General features: G+C 65.1%; 13 protein-coding genes. 5 read left to right on the top strand and 8 right to left on the bottom strand.

Annotated features, from left to right (window positions below):
* Positions 1 to 151 precede the first annotated feature (151 nt).
* Together HMPREF3097_RS01585 and HMPREF3097_RS01580 are read right to left on the bottom strand one after the other, a co-directional pair.
* Positions 152 to 3,748, bottom strand: coding sequence for a (Fe-S)-binding protein (locus HMPREF3097_RS01585; RefSeq protein WP_070760384.1), 3,597 nt, complete (start codon positions 3,746 to 3,748; stop codon positions 152 to 154).
* A gap of 217 nt (positions 3,749 to 3,965) precedes the next feature.
* Positions 3,966 to 4,907, bottom strand: a complete 942-nt coding sequence (locus HMPREF3097_RS01580; RefSeq protein WP_070760382.1) for an alpha/beta hydrolase fold domain-containing protein — start codon at positions 4,905 to 4,907, stop codon at positions 3,966 to 3,968.
* 299 nt (positions 4,908 to 5,206) lie between these two features.
* Here HMPREF3097_RS01580 and dnaK point away from each other — a divergent pair, with 299 nt between their 5' ends.
* Positions 5,207 to 7,060, top strand: coding sequence for a molecular chaperone DnaK (gene dnaK / locus HMPREF3097_RS01575; RefSeq protein ID WP_070760380.1), 1,854 nt, complete (start codon positions 5,207 to 5,209; stop codon positions 7,058 to 7,060).
* Positions 7,060 to 7,722: a nucleotide exchange factor GrpE gene (gene grpE / locus HMPREF3097_RS01570; protein WP_070760378.1), complete on the top strand. Its 663-nt coding sequence runs from the start codon at positions 7,060 to 7,062 to the stop codon at positions 7,720 to 7,722. Before dnaK ends, grpE begins: the two co-directional genes overlap by 1 nt.
* Before the next feature lie 191 nt (positions 7,723 to 7,913).
* Here grpE and HMPREF3097_RS01565 read toward each other — a convergent pair whose 3' ends face one another.
* Positions 7,914 to 8,525: a PDGLE domain-containing protein gene (locus HMPREF3097_RS01565; protein WP_070760376.1), complete on the bottom strand. Its 612-nt coding sequence runs from the start codon at positions 8,523 to 8,525 to the stop codon at positions 7,914 to 7,916.
* A gap of 388 nt (positions 8,526 to 8,913) precedes the next feature.
* Positions 8,914 to 9,870, bottom strand: a complete 957-nt coding sequence (locus HMPREF3097_RS01560) for a hypothetical protein (protein WP_246821175.1) — start codon at positions 9,868 to 9,870, stop codon at positions 8,914 to 8,916.
* A 206-nt stretch (positions 9,871 to 10,076) separates the two neighbouring features.
* Here HMPREF3097_RS01560 and dnaJ point away from each other — a divergent pair, with 206 nt between their 5' ends.
* Both dnaJ and HMPREF3097_RS01550 read left to right on the top strand, forming a co-directional pair.
* Positions 10,077 to 11,285, top strand: a complete 1,209-nt coding sequence (gene dnaJ / locus HMPREF3097_RS01555) for a molecular chaperone DnaJ (RefSeq protein ID WP_070760372.1) — start codon at positions 10,077 to 10,079, stop codon at positions 11,283 to 11,285.
* Between the two features lie 26 nt (positions 11,286 to 11,311).
* Positions 11,312 to 11,773, top strand: coding sequence for a heat shock protein transcriptional repressor HspR (locus tag HMPREF3097_RS01550; RefSeq protein WP_070760371.1), 462 nt, complete (start codon positions 11,312 to 11,314; stop codon positions 11,771 to 11,773).
* A gap of 86 nt (positions 11,774 to 11,859) precedes the next feature.
* On the opposite strand, the gene HMPREF3097_RS01545 is transcribed toward HMPREF3097_RS01550, so the two are convergent.
* The 3 genes from HMPREF3097_RS01545 to HMPREF3097_RS01535 all read right to left on the bottom strand — a co-directional run bounded on the left by HMPREF3097_RS01545 (position 11,860) and on the right by HMPREF3097_RS01535 (position 15,308).
* The gene (locus tag HMPREF3097_RS01545) at positions 11,860 to 13,389 is read right to left on the bottom strand and encodes a basic amino acid/polyamine antiporter (RefSeq protein ID WP_070760370.1); all 1,530 of its coding nucleotides are present in this window, start codon (positions 13,387 to 13,389) and stop codon (positions 11,860 to 11,862) included.
* 72 nt (positions 13,390 to 13,461) lie between these two features.
* On the bottom strand, positions 13,462 to 14,751 hold the full coding sequence (locus HMPREF3097_RS01540; RefSeq protein ID WP_070760369.1) for an alpha/beta hydrolase: 1,290 nt from the start codon (positions 14,749 to 14,751) through the stop codon (positions 13,462 to 13,464).
* Complete coding sequence (locus HMPREF3097_RS01535; RefSeq protein ID WP_070760368.1) at positions 14,748 to 15,308, bottom strand: hypothetical protein; 561 nt, start codon at positions 15,306 to 15,308, stop codon at positions 14,748 to 14,750. The genes HMPREF3097_RS01540 and HMPREF3097_RS01535 overlap by 4 nt, the downstream gene beginning before the upstream one ends.
* Positions 15,309 to 15,532: 224 nt before the next feature.
* On the opposite strand from HMPREF3097_RS01535, the gene HMPREF3097_RS01530 reads away from it, so the two are divergent.
* Positions 15,533 to 16,438 carry a carbon-nitrogen hydrolase family protein gene (locus HMPREF3097_RS01530; protein ID WP_070760366.1) on the top strand — a complete coding sequence of 302 codons (906 nt, stop codon included), beginning with the start codon at positions 15,533 to 15,535 and terminating at the stop codon, positions 16,436 to 16,438.
* Here the strand turns inward: HMPREF3097_RS01530 and HMPREF3097_RS01525 are convergent, their stop codons facing one another.
* Positions 16,439 to 17,677 carry a ferredoxin reductase domain-containing protein gene (locus HMPREF3097_RS01525; protein ID WP_070760364.1) on the bottom strand — a complete coding sequence of 413 codons (1,239 nt, stop codon included), beginning with the start codon at positions 17,675 to 17,677 and terminating at the stop codon, positions 16,439 to 16,441.
* Positions 17,678 to 17,748: the final 71 nt, after the last annotated feature.

The raw sequence follows: 17,748 nt of genomic DNA, 5'->3' as shown, positions 1-17,748 counted from the left end.
AGTGGTTGGAAACGGCGGCAGGGGCGTGCAATGTGATGGGGCGCTATTTATCGAAGGGGATTGCTGCGGGGTGCCGTATAAAAAGAACCGCACCTGCTTCGGTAGCAGGTGCGGTTCTTCAGTTCAGAGGCGGTGCCTCTTGGCCCGGCCCTTAGGCGTTAGGAGTGCCTGGGGCGCCCGGCGCGCCCGGGGTGTTGCGGGTCAGCTTGATGACCCCACCCTCGGTGGTCGCGCCACCGGCCGGCTTATCCGCCGCCGGAGTGGCGGGAGCCTCAGCGGCCTTCGGTGCTTCCTCGGCTGGGGTCTCTTCAGCGCCAGCCTCCTCGGCTGGAGCCTCGGCCTGCTCTTCGGCCGGGGCCTGTGGCGCTGCTGGCTCCGCCGGGGCAGCTGGTGCAGCAGACTGCGGGGCAGCAGCCGGTGCGGCAGGAGCCGCGGGAGCGCCCGGTGCACCCGGAGCGCCCGGGGTGGAGGCAGCGAGCTTAATCACGCCACCCTCTTCGGTTGCGCCCGATGCTGGTGTAGCAGACTGCGGTGCCTCAGCTGCCGGTGCGGCAGGAGCCTCGGCTGGCGCCTCTGCCTGCTCGCTCTGCTCGGCTGCTGGGGCGGTCGGAGCCTCAGCTGGTTCAGCCGCTGGAGCTGCTGCAGGGGCAGCTGCCGGCGCAGCCGGTGCACCCGGAGCTCCTGGTGCGCCCGGAGTGGTGCTGCCCAGCTTGATAGCGCCGGACTCGGTCTTCTCCGCAGCCGGTGCTGCTGCTGGCTTCTCAGCTGCAGCGGAGCCCTCGCTTGCCGGAGCTGCTGGAGCAGCCGGAGCCGCTGGAGCGGAGGCACCCGGGGCTGCCGGTGCGCCTGGAGCACCCGGAGCGGCAGGAGCCTTTGGCGCAGCTGGGGCGGAAGCGCCCGGAGCCGCCGGAGCACCCGGGGCGCCTGGAGCACCAGGAGCGCCCGGTGCAGCAGGAGCTGCTGGGGCCGACGGGGCACCTGCAGACGGTGCAGCAGGAGCGGCTGGGGCACCTGGAGCTGCCGGAGCACCCGGAGCAGCAGGAGCCTTCGGTGCAGCCGGGGCGGAAGCACCCGGAGCCGCTGGGGCACCCGGAGCTGCTGGAGCGCCTGCAGACGGCGCCGCCGGAGCACCCGGTGCCGCCGGAGCACCTGGTGCCGCTGGGGCAGCCGGGGCGCCCGCAGCAGGAGCTGCTGGGGCACCTGGTGCGGCCGGAGCAGCAGGAGCACCTGGAGCAGAAGGAGCAGCCGGAGCGCCACCAGGCGCGCCCGGAGCGGCGGCAGCGGCACCCGCGGCGCCAGCTGCTGCGGCACCACCGGCGGCAGCGGCAGCCTCCTTCTTCTTCTTGTCCTCGGCAGCCTTGGCCTCCGCCTTGCGCTTCTTCTCCTCTTCAGCGCGGCGCTTCTCTTCCTCAGCGGCCTTACGCTCGGCCTCCTCGCGGGCCAGCTTCTCCTCGTCGACCCAGCCACGCTCAGGGGCGGCCAGGAACTCAGGGGAGCGTGGTGCCGGCAGCTCGCCGTCGACCAGGATGGACTCGCGGAACATCTGGGCGATGTCCAGAACCTGGGTGCGCTCGCTCTTGTCCTCGATGTCTGCCTGACGGTTGTTCACGCCGTCGTTGATCATCGTCTTACAGAACGGGCAACCAATCGCGATGGCGTCCGCGCCGGTGGCCAGCGCCTCGTCCGTGCGGTTCAGGTTGATGCGGGAACCGAGGTCCTCTTCCATCCACATGCGGGCGCCACCGGCACCACAGCAGAAGCCGGTGTTGCGGTTGCGCGGCATCTCGGTGAGCTCAGCACCGGAGGCGCCGATCAGCTCACGCGGGGCGTCGAAGACCTTGTTGTGACGGCCCAGGAAGCACGGGTCGTGGTAGGTCACGGTACGGCTGGAGTTCGGCGTGTTCACCGGCTCCAGGTAGCCCTTCTGGACCAGCTTGTTCAGCAGCTGGGTGTGGTGGATGACCTCGTAGTTACCGCCCATCTCCGGGTACTCATTGCGCAGGGAGTTGAAGCAGTGAGCACAGGTAACAACGATCTTGCGCTGCTTCGGCGGCACGCCCTCGAAGGCGTTGTCCAAGGTCTCGATATTCTGCTCAGCCAGCATCTGGAAGAGGAATTCGTTACCGGCGCGGCGGGCGGAGTCACCCGTGCAGCCCTCGTTCTCACCCAGGACGGCGAACTTCACACCAGCGGTGTACAGCAGCTCCGCGACCGCGCGGGTCGTCTTGGTGGCGTTGTCGTCGTAGACACCGGCGCAACCGACCCAGAACAGGTACTCGGTGTCGTCGAAGTTCTCGATGTCCTCGCCGAAGACCGGGACCTCGATGCCGTCGGCCTTTGCCTTCTCGATCCAGTCGGAACGCTGGCTGTTGTTCTGGCCCCAAGGGTTGCCCTTGGTCTCCATGTTCTTGAACAGGCCACCCAGCTCGGTCGGGAACTCGGACTCAGCCAGCACCTTGTAGCGGCGCATGTCGACGATGTGGTCGATGTGCTCGATGTCCACCGGGCACTGCTCGACACAGGCACCACAGTTGGTGCAGGACCACAGGACGTCCGGGTCGATAACACCCATCTCGCCCTCGGCGACCAGCTGCAGCAGCGGCATGTCGGAGTGTGCCTCGGCTGCCGGGTCCACCTCGGTGGCATCCCCGGTGAACAGGCCGCCACCGGCAGGGGCGGAGGCCTTCTCCAGCAGGTACGGGGCAGAAGCGACCGCGTGGTCGCGCAGGTCCATGATGAGCTTCTTCGGGCTCAGCGGCTTCTCCGTGTTCCACGCCGGGCACTGCTCCTGGCAGCGGCCACACTCGGTACAGGAGGTGAAGTCCATCCAGCCCTTCCAGGTGAAGTCCTCGATGGAGCCCGCGCCGATGTTATCCGTGTCCGGATCGGCGTTTTCCATGGTCAGGATGCGCCCCTGGGAAGTCATCGGCTTCGCCGCGCCGAGCGCGTTACGGCCGTCGGAGTTGCGCTTCAGGAAGATGTTGAAGAACGCCATGAAGCGGTGCCATGCGACACCCCAGGTGATGTTCTGACCCACGATGAACAGCCAGACCATGCCGGAGAGCAGCTTGATCAGCGCGAAGATGGAGACCATCAGCGGGGACTCCGGCAGGATCTTCGCGATCTGCATCGTCAGGAAGTCGGTGGCGGCGTGGCCGCCCTCGTAGCTGGCGAAGGTGGCGATCTTGCCGGCCTTCACGAACATCATGCCCAAGCCCTCAAGCAGGACCACGATCTCGACGAAGTACGCGGCCTTGGCGTTGGAGCCGTAGAAGCGGGCCTTGCGCTCCTTATCGCCGATGTTCTGGCGGATGATGATCAGGGCGATGATGCCCAGCGTGGTGCCGATACCCAGGATCTCGTCAACGAAGTGGTAGACGGCCCAGTTGCCGATGATCGGCCAGCCACCCTCCGGGTTGAAAGTCTGAATGTAGGCCTCGAACCAGACCAGTGAGCCCAGGAGGAAGCCCACCATGACGAACCAGTGGGCGATCGCAACCCCAGGCTTCTTGGCCATCTTCGTGTGGCCCAGGATTTCCTTGATCAGGTTGCCGAGGCGGGCGCCGGGGTTATCCGTGCGCTTCAGCGCCGGCTGGCCCAGGCGGATCGTCTTGAAGATCTGCAGGGCACCGCGGATGAAGAAAATCCAGGCTGGGATGGAGAGCAGCGCGCCAATGATCCCCAGGGGGACCGTGACATTCCACGGAATGTCAGTGCTTGTCGCCTGCCCTGCTGCAAGCAGGTACATGGAGTACTCCTTTATAAGCCAGTCTCGGATGAGCTGGATACCTATAATTCCGTTACTTCATGGGTACGTTAGCAGCTTAACCGCAGGTATATACACTTTTTCGGCCTCGCCCCGGGGGCGAAATAAGCAATAGAAATGTTGCTTAAATTGTGTGCTGGCTCACGAATCGGCGCTCTACCACTAGTGATGCGGAACACATCGCCATCGGGGTCGCGCTTTAGTTCCCCTGCCCTTGTGCGATGCGGATCATCTGACGGCGGTCGCGGCGCCCCTCGCTGGTCCGGTGCAGGTGGTACATGTAGACGGTTCCTTCGACGCGTGTGACCTCCACCGCCACCTCCGCGTTCTTTAGGTCCTTCTCGAGTCGCCGCGCATCCCGCATCGGCTGGCTGTGCCCACCGACGAAGACGTGGAAGGCGGAACCCGCCCACTGGCGCCACTCCTGGCGTTCCATGACGCCGGGGTTGACCTTCGCGTTATTCAGCTGGCCGCCGGCCCAGCGGTGGGAGACCTCCTTTAAGTAGGACGCCACCCTTCCCGTGTGTTCCTGCTGCCAGCCGCTCGCGACGAGGTCGTACCAGGGGTCGACGAGGATGACGTTGGCGGGGCTGGCGTCCGGCAGGAATGCCAGCAGGCTGCCGAGGGCGAGCGCTGCTCCGGAGCCATCGGCGATGACCGTGATGTTCTCCGCCCCGTGCTCCTTCAGGAGATCCTGGTAGGCCCGGCGTACCAACGGCACGGCTTCCCGGGCGGTGTAGTCCGGCAGTCGGCCGGAGAGGGGGATGTCAACGCGCAGGCCTGCGTCCACCAGGTCGGTGACGAAGCGCCAGGCGGCGGTGGGCATGTAGTCGGAGAAGTCGCCGCCCGGAATGTAGAGGACGGCGCGTTTGGCGGTCTGCTGGGGCGTGAGCTCGTCGAGGGCTGGTGCGTTCGGGTCATACTCCTGCGCCTCGGCGGATTGAGAGTCTCCGAAGATCATCTGGGTGATGGAGTAAATGGGAAAGCCTGAGTGCCAGTGCTCGAAGACGGCATAGTGCTGGCGCACCTCGTGGGGTGGATCCGGCACGATGGCAGTCTTCCGGGCAATGCCGGTTTGCTTCTTGGCGCGCTGAACGCGCGGGTCCGGAAAGAGTGCGGCGATGTGCATCGACAGGCTCATGGCTGTTTAGCCTAGTCTGCGCTGCGGAAATCGTGGAAGCTGAGCGCATTGCACTCAATTTGGCTTGACCGGGAATGAAATCTCTGGATACTTGGTTACAGAAGTTGAGGCGCTGGCACTCATGCAAGGGCCTCCGAGGCTGCCGAAGGGCTCAAAACAACTGAAAATCGCTGGCTTTCGGAGATGGTTAAAAGATTTTCCGAACGCTGGGAATAAAACTTGAGTCTAGGGCGCTAAGGCTTAGTGAGAGGCTCGCAAGGGCCAGCACATAAAACCCACAACAAAAAGGAGAAAAGACAATGGGACGCGCAGTAGGTATTGACCTGGGAACCACGAACTCTGTGGTGTCGGTGCTCGAGGGCGGCGAAGCAACCGTTATCGCCAACTCCGAGGGCGCACGCACCACGCCTTCCGTCGTAGCCTTCGCTAAGAACGGCGAGGTTCTGGTCGGTCAGTCCGCAAAGAACCAGGCGGTCACCAACGTTGACCGCACCATCAGCTCCGTCAAGCGCCACATCGGCGATGACAGCTGGAACGTCGAAATCGACGACAAGAAGTACACCGCACAGGAGATCTCCGCACGCACGCTGATGAAGCTGAAGCGCGACGCCGAGTCCTACCTGGGCGAGGATGTCACCGACGCGGTCATCACCGTGCCGGCTTACTTCAACGACTCCCAGCGCCAGGCAACCAAGGATGCCGGCCAGATCGCAGGCCTGAACGTCCTGCGCATCGTCAACGAGCCGACCGCCGCAGCGCTGGCATACGGCCTGGAGAAGGGCGACAAGGAACAGACCATCCTGGTCTTCGACCTCGGTGGCGGTACCTTCGACGTCTCCCTCCTGGAGATCGGCGACGGTGTCGTCGAGGTCCGTGCAACCTCCGGTGACAACAAGCTCGGCGGTGACGACTGGGATCAGGCGATCGTCGATTGGTTGGTCGAGAAGTTCAAGTCCGCCAACGGCATCGACCTGACCAAGGACAAGATGGCCCTGCAGCGCCTCCGCGAGGCTGCTGAGAAGGCGAAGATCGAGCTCTCCAGCTCCCAGCAGGCAAGCATCAACCTGCCGTACATCACCGTCGACGGCGACAAGAACCCGCTGTTCCTGGACGAGACGCTGACCCGCACTGAGTTCCAGCGCATCACCCAGGACCTGCTGGACCGCACCAAGAAGCCTTTCCAGGCCGTCCTCAAGGACGCTGACGTCGATATCAACGAGATCGAGCACGTCGTCCTGGTCGGTGGTTCCACCCGCATGCCAGCCGTGACCGACCTGGTCAAGGAGCTGACCGGCGGCAAGGAGCCGAACAAGGGCGTGAATCCGGACGAGGTTGTCGCTGTCGGTGCGGCGCTGCAGGCTGGTGTTCTGCGCGGTGAGGTTAAGGACGTCCTCCTGCTCGACGTCACCCCGCTGTCCCTCGGTATCGAGACCAAGGGTGGCGTGATGACCAAGCTCATCGAGCGCAACACCACCATCCCGACGAAGCGTTCCGAGACCTTCACCACGGCTGAGGACAACCAGCCTTCCGTGCAGATCCAGGTCTTCCAGGGTGAGCGCGAGATGGCGCAGCACAACAAGCTGCTCGGTTCCTTCGAGCTCGGTGGTATCGCTCCGGCACCGCGCGGGGTCCCGCAGATCGAGGTGACTTTCGACATCGACGCCAACGGCATCGTGCACGTCACCGCGAAGGACAAGGGCACCGGCAAGGAGAACACGATCAAGATCCAGGACGGCTCCGGCCTCTCCCAGGACGAGATCGACCAGATGATCAAGGACGCCGAGGCTCACGCTGAGGAGGACAAGAAGCGCCGCGAGGAGCAGGAGGTCCGCAACTCCGCAGAGTCCACCGTCTACCAGACCCGCAAGTTCGTCGAGGACAACAAGGACAAGGTCTCCGAGGACATCCAGAATAAGGTCGAGGAGGCGGCCAAGGCTGTCGACGAGGCCCTGAAGGGTGAGGACATCGAGGCCATCAAGGACGCCATGGAGAAGCTCTCCGCGGAGTCCCAGGAGATGGGCAAGGCCATCTACGAGTCCGAGGCAGCCCAGGCCGGCGAGGCAGGCGACGCTGAGGACGCAGGCTCCGAGGATCCGAACGTCGTCGACGCTGAGGTTGTCGACGAGGACGACAGCGAGGATGAGAAGAAGTAATGACGAACGCACACACCTCCGGCGAGATGCCGGATAACCCAGGTGATCCGGCGGTCACTGACCCAGAGGCGGATGCGGCCGTCGACAATGCCGGCGAGGCGCCGGGCGAGTCCCCCGAAGCGGCCGTGAAGGCCCAGGAGGACGCCCAGCGCGACGCCGCCGAGGCGGCAGCCGACGACGCTGCGGCCGACCTGGCCGACGGCGACGACACGGTTGACCCTTCGGTGGACCCGGAGGCGGCGGCTAGCCCGGCTGAGGCCGAGCTGGCCGAGCTCACCGAGGATCTGAAGCGGGTCACCGCCGAGTACGCCAACTACCGTCGCCGCGCTGAGCGCGACCGGGTGGCAGCAGTGGAGGCAGCCAAGGCCAGCCTGGCCACGGACCTCCTGCCGATCCTGGACGACCTGGATCTGGCCGCCGAGCACGGCGACCTGACCGGGCCGCTCAAGGCGATGTCCGACAAGCTGAACACGGTTCTGCGCGGGGCTAAGGTGGAGGTCTTCGGCGCCGAGGGCGATGCCTTCGATCCGGAGCTTCACGAGGCCGTGCAGGACATGTCCTCTGGCGACGAGAAGGCTGTCGGTACTGTGCTCCGCAAGGGTTACCGCATGGGGGAGCGAGTGCTCCGCCACGCGATGGTTGTTATCGCGGATCCGCAGTAGCGGCGCAAAGTAGTGCCGAACCGGGCAGGTCGGCGCACCGGCCAGCGGAGCTGGCTCTGGGACTTAGCCCCCGGGGCGACGGCGTGACCGCTAGATAGACACAAGAAACCCCAGCACCGCACGGTGCTGGGGTTTCTTGTTGCCCCAAGGAGGGCAAGCAGCCTTTGGGTGTCGGGGCAAATTTTCCTGAATTACCTCTGGAATGGAGGCTTGACACCTGGAATGAGCCCCAGGAGGAAAGCGGCGACCCCTCCAAGTACCCCGAAAGTGACTAAGGCTCCAATGATGCCAGCGATGATGTCTCCGAACGTAGATGGTTCAGTGGGGGATGGTTCAGTGGGGCTCTCGTTCGGATCCTTCAGATTTGCGAGTCTACCTGTATAGATCGTCATTTTGCCATCAATCAGGTCGAAGCTCCCATCGACATAAGTAACCCTCAGCTGATAATCGGCCTTGAAATCCCTCGGGTAGCCATACCGTGACTCAAGTGAAAGCTCCGTGTAGTAGTTGCCGAAAATATCTTGCTGAATCGGCTTCCACTTTAGGCCTTCAACTTCGGGAGTGAGGCTCTCAAACCGTACGTGTCTTACTAGTTCTGGATCGAGATGCTTAAACGTACTTAGCTTGAGAGGGATATAGGCTTTGCTGAAAGTCAAGCCAACATTGTGATAAGTGTATGGGCTTATCGGGTCATAGAGATCGGAAATTGCAGGCTTATCCTGGGCTACAGCTTCCGGGATGCCAGCAACACTCGAGAGTCCCACGGCGAGAGCTGCCGTGGTGGCGATGAGGGCTTTCTTCAACCTTGCTCCTTGAGGGAAAACCGAATTTATTTCGGAGTGAAAACTTAGATACACCTTAGCGAAGGGGTGGGTAAACAGTGGCTCTAGATGCAAAAACGCCCCTGTTAGGGGGTGTCTCGTAGAATGTCTGGCACTTAGATCTTCATGGGGTGGAACATATCTGAGCAGTGCTAGCCCCGAATGCGGGGGTAAGGCTGGTTGGCTTGGGAGCTGACCCTTGAACCCCTCACGGCCTAGGATTAAACCAGTCCAACTTTCGGGGGCTAGTTCAGGTGCTGGGGCTTCTTGCTACTCCGGGTCGGTGCGGTCCCTGGGTCGTAAGCCGGGGGCGAGGCGCTATGCGAACGTGGCAGCGCTAAACCGAGCGGAGCTGAAGGTGGGGTTGGTGCTAGCGCGGTCCACCCGGGTTCTCGAAGCCGCCGAAGCCACCATCGCCGTCCAGGCCATCGCTGATGCGTCCCATCAGGTACGGGGTGGGCTTGACCTGGATCTCCACCTGGCGATCCTTATCGCCCCACACGACGTCCGTGAACGTGGTGACCTCACCCATGTGCAGCAGGTGCAGCCGTGGGCTGATCTGGCCTGGCTGCGAGCTGTATTGCTCCGCCGCCATCGTTGCCATCAGCCCAATCGAACCCATGAGGTCGTTGCCATTGGTGACCTCGCGCGCCAGGGTCAGGTGGCGGTGCGGGCTGGCGAAAATGATGCCCGAGCTCAAGTCCACATCGGGGCGATGACGGGCGAAAAGCTCCTCCAAGAACAGCGGGGAAGAGCCGGCGTAATAGGAGCTGGACTCGATGGACCACACCATCTCCGGGTCCTGCTCGCCATCGTGGGGCAGAACGCCCGAATCCGAGCGCACCTCCCGGAAACGCAGGTCGGACTCGATGAGGTCCTGCCACAAGTTGCGGTATCCCATCCGGTAGAGGTGCTCCACCAGGCCGCGGTCGTCGAGGTCGCGCTCCGTGAGCGCTCGAATCCCGCTGGGGCGGTCCAGGCAGAGGCGCACGATGAGGTCATCGGCGTAGGGGCGGACGGGGGAGTCCTTATCGAACTGGAAGGAGCCCTTCGGCGCCACACCCAGCTCCTTCTTTACCGGCGCCAGGCGCACGCGCATCGCGGCATAAAAATCCGCATCGCGCATCTGGGAGACCGGGACCTCGGTGGGGGCCTGCGGGGTGACGTCCTGCGGTGCCGCGGGGGAGCCGTCCGCCTCGCCGTTCGGGCTCGCGGCGTCCGGAAAAGCAGCAGCGTCGGGCTGCTGGACCGGGGCGCTTTCCGCACCGCTGGCGGCGGTGGGTTGGCCGAAGAGCCGTTCAAACCAATTGGGCTTCCGAGAGGTCATAGCCTCCAGCCTAACCGTTCGGGCGGAAAACCCCAGAAGAAGGAATACTTTGCCCGCAGAAGCGTTAAGGCAGAATGGAAGCGCAAAGTTCAGCGCGGTAGACTCAAGGTTGAGTTGCGGGGCGTGCCCTGAGCAGCGCCGAACGGCAGCGCGCAATAGCGCAAAAAATTTAGAAAAACAGCAGATGAGAGCGAAGGCAGAAGACAATGAACCGTGAATGGATAGACAAGGATTATTACAAAGACCTCGGTGTGAGCGACAGCGCCAGCGCTGAGGAGATTAAGAAGGCCTACCGCAAGATCGCGCGGGACAATCACCCGGATAAGCACCCCGGGGATACCGCGGCCGAGAACCGCTTTAAGGCTGCTTCCGAGGCCTACTCCGTCGTGGGTGATAAGGAGAAGCGCAAGGAATACGACGAGCTGAAGTCCATGGTCGCCTCCGGCGGCATGGGTGGCGGCTTTAGTGGTGCCCCAGGTGGCTTTAGCGGCTTCGGCGGCGGTGCTGGCGGCCGATTCGGCGGCTTTAGCGGTGGCACCGGGATGGGCGAGGAATTCAATATCTCGGACATCTTCGGCGACGTCTTCGGCGGTGCAAGTAGCGGAGGCAGCGGCTTTAGCGGCTTCAGCGGCGGTGGCGGACGGCGCCAACGCAAGCGCAGCCGGGGCGCGGACGTAGAAACCGAGATCACCCTCGAATTCCGGGAAGCCACCAAGGGCGTGACCGTGCCCATCCGGCTCACCAGCGCGGCCCCCTGCACCAACTGCCACGGCTCCGGCGCGAAGCCCGGCACCAGCCCGCGCACCTGCGGGACCTGTAGCGGCAACGGACTGGTCTCCGAGGACCGGGGCGCCTTCGGCTTCTCCCGGCCGTGCCCGGACTGCTCCGGCACCGGCACCCGCATCGAGGATCCGTGCCCGGACTGCTCCGGCACCGGCCAGCAGCACCGTCCCCGCACCATCACCGTCCGCGTCCCGGCCGGCGTGGTCGACGGGCAGAAGGTCCGCCTGGCAGGGCAGGGTGCCGCAGGCGAACGCGGCAAGCCCTCCGGCGACCTCTTCGTCACCGTCCACGTTAAGCCGGACAAGGTCTTCACCCGCAGCGGCGACGACCTGCAGCTCACCGTCCCGGTCAGCTACACCGAACTCGTCCTCGGTGGGGCGGTCACCGTCCCGACCCTGGACTCGAAGGTGCGCGTGCGCATCCCACAGGGTACCGCGGACGGCACGACCCTCCGGGTGCGGGGACGCGGCGTCCACAAGCGCAACGGCAACAGCGGCGACCTGCTGGTCACCGTGAAGGTCGAGATCCCGAGCAAGCTCGACGAAGGCGCGATGAGCGCCCTGCGCAGCTACGCCGAGGAGGAGAAGCGTTCCGGCTTCGACCCTCGCGCCAATTGGGCCGGTCGGGACTAAGAGCGAAGAAGTGGAGGTGAAAGCCAATGTCCGAGGCAAGCAAGAAGCAGGAGCCTAAAGAGCAGGCCGGGCCGGAGTCCGGCGCTGCCGGGTCCAGAAGCAAGGGGGAGGAGCAGGAGGTCTTCGTGATCTCCGTGGCCGCCGAGATCACCGGCATGCACGCCCAAACCCTGCGCACCTACGACCGCATGGGGTTGGTCACCCCACAGCGGACCCGCGGCGGCGGGCGGCGCTACTCCCGGGAGGATATCGCCCAGCTGCTGGAGATCCAGCGGCTCTCCCACGAGGAGGGCGTGAACCTCGCGGGCATCCAGCGCATCATCGAGCTGGAGGAACGGCTGCAGGCCGTACAGCAGGAAAACGCGGTGCTGCGCCAGCAGCTCGCCAATGCCCGTGGTGGCGAATCGCGAGGGCGCAGCCGCGGCGAGATTGTGCACGTGCCACGCTCCACCGCGGTGGTGCTGTGGGAACAGCGGCGCAAGCGCTAGCGGTGTGGCCAGCCAGCCTGCCTGTGAGACTATTCAGGCCCGCTCCCTAGCTTGGGGCAGCGGGCCTGAAGCGCATTATTGGCGGTTTAGAGCGTGATCTCTCCGGTGAGGATGAGCCAGAGCCCCGCGATGGAGGAAACAGTCACAATGGCAGCGATGAGCCATTCGAAGGCATTGAAGATCCGCTCGTTCGCGGAGATCCGGGTGAAGATGTAGATGATCATGCCCGGCATCACCAGCAGCGTGCCCAGCAGCACGAAGCGCAGGTCGGCGGCGTAGAGCAGCCACAGCGAGTAGATGAAGGCCACCCCGCCGAGCAGCAGGTGAACCCGGTTGGTGGACTTCGGGATCTCCGGGCCGGAGAGGTTGAACAGGCGGCCGGCATCTGGGTGGGCGATGCCTGCGCCGCGGGTGGCCAGGAACAGCAGGTACAGCGAGCTGAAGACGTAAGGTAGCAGGTAGAGTGAGGTCGCCAGCTGCACCATCGTGGAGTAGGTGGACTCGTTGAGGTAGAAGATCACGATGAACACCTGGATGATCACCGCGGAGAATAGCTGGGCGGTGACCGGGGCGCCCTTCGGGTTCGTCTTACCAACGAACTTCGGCAGCAGGCCGTCCTGGGCCATCAGCATGATCGGCTCGGCGCACAGCATCTGCCAGGAGACGTAGGCGCCCAGCACGCTGATGCATAGGCCGATGGAGATCAGGCCCGCGCCCCACGGTCCGACGACGAGCTCCAGGACCTCTGCCATCGAGTTATCACCCATCGCGGCGAGCTCCTCGCGGCTGGCCACACCGAAGGATAGGAAGCTGACGAGCACCAACAGCAGGAAGACAACGAGGAAGCCCAGCAGGGTGGCCAGGGAGACGTCCTTGCGGTGGCGCGCCCGCTTGGAATAGGTGGACGCACCCTCCACACCGATGAACGCCCAGACGGTGAAGAGCATCATGCCCTTGACCTGGTCGGCCAGGCTGCTGACCTGGTTGCCGTCCTCACCGAAGGTGGCGGCCTGGCCCCAGAAATCCGCAGTGAGGACCTCCGGCTTGAAGCCCACGAAGGCCACCAGCACGAGGAAGGCGATGATCGGCAGGATCTTCGCGACCGTGGCGACCACGTTCATGATCGCTGCCTGGCGCACGCCACGCGAGAGCACCAGGAAGATCATCCAGGTCAGCGCGGAGACCGCGAGAGACTGAACCAGGGGGTGATCGCCACTGAAGATCGGGAAGAAGAAGCCCAGCGAACTGAAGAACAGCGTGGCGTACCCCACCTGCGCGATGATTGTGCCCAGCCAATAACCCCAGGCCGAGGCGAAACCAATAAAATCGCCCAGCCCGGCGCGCACGTAGCTGTACACGCCCGAGTCGAGGTGCGGCTTGCGCTGCGCGAGAGCCTGGAAGACATAGGCCACACAGAGCATGCCGAGGCCGGTGATGATCCAGCCGATCATCGCCGCGCCTGGGGAGGCCACCAGCGCGATGTTCTGCGGCATAGCGAAGATGCCGGCGCCCACAGCGCTGCCAATGATCAAACTGACAAGGGTGCCAAGCCGGACGGTGCGCGGGTCGTCGGCGACCAAGACCTCCGGGGTGGACGGCTGAGCGTTAGTCTTCATCTTTCGTAGGCTACAGCGAAGAAAGCACCGATGCGAATAAAACCGAAAAGGGGGTATTACCTGGTGAGAAGCCTATTCGCGGAGGGCTGCCACCACCGCCGGATCGTTGTAATAAGCGCTGTGGGAACTCGTCTCTCCACTAAGGGCGAGCCGCGCGTCGTCGACTCGGTCGATCCCGTACTCCAGAAGCTGAGAAATGCCAGCACGCTCGTCGTTGCCGCCCGGGTTCAGGAGGTCATCGGCCCCGAAAAGTGGGGAGGTGGGATCGGCTCCGTGGATGCCCTGGTTCTTCGGGAGGACGGCGGCGGGGTCGGACGCCAGCTTCCCGACGGTGGCGGCGGAGCTGATGTTTTCGATGAGGTCGCCGGGTTCGGTGTAGGCCTCGACCCGAGCGCCGGGGTTGAGCCGCAGCTCGCTGGCGTGGTTGACGGGGACGCCGGGGCTGCCGAGGAAGGTGATGCGGTCGGCGTCGAGGTGGCCGTCGGCCGCGCCCTGACCGACGACGACGGAGCCGTAGCTATAGCCACTGACGTGCAGCGTGGCGTCGGGGTTAATCCGGCGCAGGCTGTCCTGGAAGGCCCGCAGCCGGGCGCCACCCGTCGTGGCGAGCTCCCCACTGGCACCGCTGATCAGATTGCTGGGGGCGTGGTAGCCGTTCCAGGACACCACCGCGACCTTTTCCCCGGCGAGTTGCTGGGCGAAGCGCACCTGCTTCGCTTTGGCGGCGTCCCCGCGGGACCCCACCCCGCCGACGAGGGTGATGACTCGATCTGCGCTGGCCACATCGCCGACCACGGTTGCGGTGCCGTAGGGCAGGTTGATGCTCTGGGCGGGCATCACGGCCGCCCCACCTGGTTCGGCCCCACCCCAGCCGACCACGGGTACCGGGTGGACATGGGAGGCGAGTGCATCGACGGCGGATCCGGTCGCAGCGTCGACCGCCCGCACCAGTGTGAGCGCGGACTGCGCGATACTGGTGAGCACGCCGGTCAGGGGCTGAAGTGCGGGCACCTCCGTGCGTGCCACACCAGCACTGTCGATGCGGATCATGGGCTCAACCCAGCGCAGCGCTTTGAGGATGCCCTGAGCGATCTGCAGTGTCCGGGCGTAGCCGCTGGTCGAGGTGCCGCACAGGCCGGCTGCCCAGCCCGTGGAGTCCGCCTGTGTGAGCGCGGTGCTCAGCCGGTGGTGTGCCGCGTCCGCCGCCGCGCCCTGCCACACATCCGGTTCGGTCATCCCCAGACCCCGGCACTCCGCGGCGAGTTCGGAGATGTGATTGCCGGCATCCGACCAGGTACGTGCCTGCTCAAGAATCTCGCCGGTGGCGGCGTGCTCCACCGCGGGAACCGTCACCCCGCTCATGGCAGCTCATCTCCACCGGTGGGAGCTAGGCACCGTGCAGCCACCGAATCGGCCGCGGTGTTGGCGTCCTTAAAAGACGAGATATCGGCGCACATCCGCTGCCACTGATCCAGCTGGGAACGCAGGGCGGCGGGGACGGCGGCGTTGGCGAGTTCCACTGCCGTGCCCATGCGTGGCCCGGGACCGGGAATCAGCCCTGGGCTGAGCCTTCCGGCCTGCTCGGAAGTCTGCGCGTGGAGTTTCTCGCTAGCCATGAGGACGTGCTCCAGGGCGATGGGGTCGAGGTTGAGGACGTCGCCGTAGTTCAGCTCTGTCTTGTTGTTTCCTGCTTCGCGTGGCTCGCCGGACTGGCCACCGGGGTCGGGGGAGGTGAGCCCGCGCAGGCTGCCCTCCACCTGGTCCGTGAGTTCTGCATGGTTGGTGAGCCCCAACCGGGCGCGTTCGGCCCCCGCCTGCACAACATCTTCGGCAGTCTGGTTTGCCGTGCTGGATACTGTGTCTCCGATGCGGCCGAGGATCTGCTCGATCCCCGGTGCGAGCGTGGTGGTCTCTGGCATTGTTCCCCCTTCGTGTTCGGTGGCCTGGTGGCGGGTCTGCTTTGCCGCCTGTGGCCGGTGCGTTTAGGAAAACACCGCCGGCGGGGAAGTCATAGGGGTTGCGGCCCCAAGAGAGATTTCTGTGGATAGTCACGTCGGGGATATCCACAGTGGCCGCGGAAGTACCCCAGACCTATTCCCTCCGAGCGGCAGCGCGGGGGCTGGTTTCTCGTTACCCTGGTGGCATGCGAATCTCCGTGATCCAGATGAGCGCCCAGCCGGATGTTGAGGCGAACCTCGCCCTCATCCGGAAGTACATCGCTGGCTCCGCGCAGAACGGTGCTGACCTCGTGGTTTTCCCCGAGGCTGCGATGTTCCCCTTCGATTCCGGGCGCCTCGACACGGTCGCCCAACCCCTCGACGGTCCCTTCGGCCGGGCCATCAAGGCCACTGCTGAGGAGCATGGGATCGTCGCCGTCGTTGGTATGTTCACCCCGGCGGATACGGTTTTCCGGCTGCCCAATGGGGAGCTATCCACCGAGCGTCCGGACGATAGCGGTGGCATCCAGGAGTTCCGCCGCGTGACCAACACCCTGCTGGTCGCGGGGCCAGGAATCTTCGCGGGCTACGACAAGATCCACTGCTTCGACGCCTTCGGCCACCAGGAATCCGCCACCGTGCGCCCTGGCAACCGTCGCGTGACTTTTGAGCTCAACGGCGTGAAGATCGGTCTGGCCACCTGCTACGACATCCGCTTCCCTGGCCACTTCATCGCCCTGGCGCAGTCCGGTGCGAAGGTCATCGTCGTGCCCACCAGCTGGGCCGATGGGCCGGGCAAGCTCGATCAGTGGCGCGCGCTGACCTCCGCCCGCGCCCTGGACTCCAGCTCCTACCTCGTGGCCGCGGGAATGGCTCGCCCCGGAAGCCCCGAGGATTATGGCAAGCCGGAGGGTCCCACCGGTATTGGGCACTCCGTGGTGGTGAGCCCGCAGGGAGCCAAGCTCGCGGAGACCGGTTATGCCGCCCAGGTGGTGACGGTGGATATCGATCCGAATTCCGTGGATCACGTCCGCAAGGGGCTGCCGATCCTCGGCGGCCACAACCTCGACCGCGAGATCACCGAGACGATCCACATCGAGCCAGAGGACTAGCTAAGCCTTATCCACGCTGAGCTGCTCGGAATCCGCGCCCGCTGCCAGCAGCGCATCCACGCTCGCGGTGGCCTGCGCGTGACTCCCGGCGACGAGCACCCGGGCGCTCTGCCACGCGCCGTCCCGGATGGCGGCGTTCACGGCATGGCCGACCCGCAGCAGTCCGTCGAGCTCTGCCGACGCCCCCGTCAGCTCCTCGATCCCAGCCGCCTCCGCCGCCACGGGCACCACCCGCAGCCAGTCCCAGGCGCGCGCAAAGCCCAGCAGGCTGGGAAGCTCGTAGAATTCGGCGACGCTACCCGCTCCGACATACAGCGCGGTCTCCGGTGGTTCGGGCCGCTGCGCGAGCTCCAACAGCAGGGCCCGCAGTGGAGCCAGGCCTGTGTCCTGCGCAATCATGCACACCGGGCGCTCGTCCTCCGCATCCACACTGAGGAAGCCGTAGCTCGCCCCGAGCGCCCATTGATCACCGACCTGGGCCTGCGCGAGGATTGCGCGCCGGGCCTCGGTGTCCCCGCGCACGTGGAACTCGATCAGCCCGTCCGGGTTCGCGGGCGTGGCGGGGTGCAGGTATTGCCACTGGGTGTCGCCGTAGGGGGTGCGGATGTCCAGGTACTGCCCGGTCCACCAGGGTTGCGGTGAGTTTTCCTGCACGCGAATGACGCCGATCGCGGGCCGTCCGGCGGCGTCGTCGCCGGGGTAGGCTTCCGCTACGTCGAGGACCTCGGCGGTGCGCGTCGCGGTCGCGGTGCTGCGCTGGGCGCCGAGGGCGAGCAGGTGGCAGGTCAGGTCTGCGGCATCCTCCAGCGTGGCCTGTGCTTGCTCATCCAGGGTCAGGACGTCGACCCCCGCCTGGCCGAGCGCCCGGGCGAGCGCACCGTAGTGCTCGGCCTCCAGCCCGTGCTTGCGCAGGTCGTGGCCGAGGGCAAGAAGGAAATCGGCTTCCTGGTGGGGGTATTCGCCGGTGTAATCCCCCGGGTCCTGAGCTAGCCCGAGGCTGGTGAGTAGTGCCCGGATGCTCCGTGCCAGGAGGGACTGGTCTGGTTTCAGATCCGACCACGTGCTCGGGGAAGCGTCTGGGAAACCCCCGGTGCGCACTGGCTGGGCGGTGGGAGCGAGCGCGGGGCCCTGGGTATCGAGGATGTCCCGGACGCGTGCGCTCAGGGGCCCGAGGTGGTTGAGGATGGGGGAGAGCAGGTCAATGGAGCCGCGGTCGCTGGGTGCTGCGTGATGTGACATTGTGTTGGGCTCCCTTCCTGGGCAGCTGCCGCGGAGGCAGCGGCCAGCTGTGATGCGGGCTCATTGTCCCA

Source organism: Corynebacterium sp. HMSC27B11, assembly GCF_001815985.1.
Lineage (GTDB): Bacteria > Actinomycetota > Actinomycetes > Mycobacteriales > Mycobacteriaceae > Corynebacterium.
Note: the sequence above shows the minus strand (reverse complement) of the source record. Positions and strands in the feature narration are given on the sequence as shown.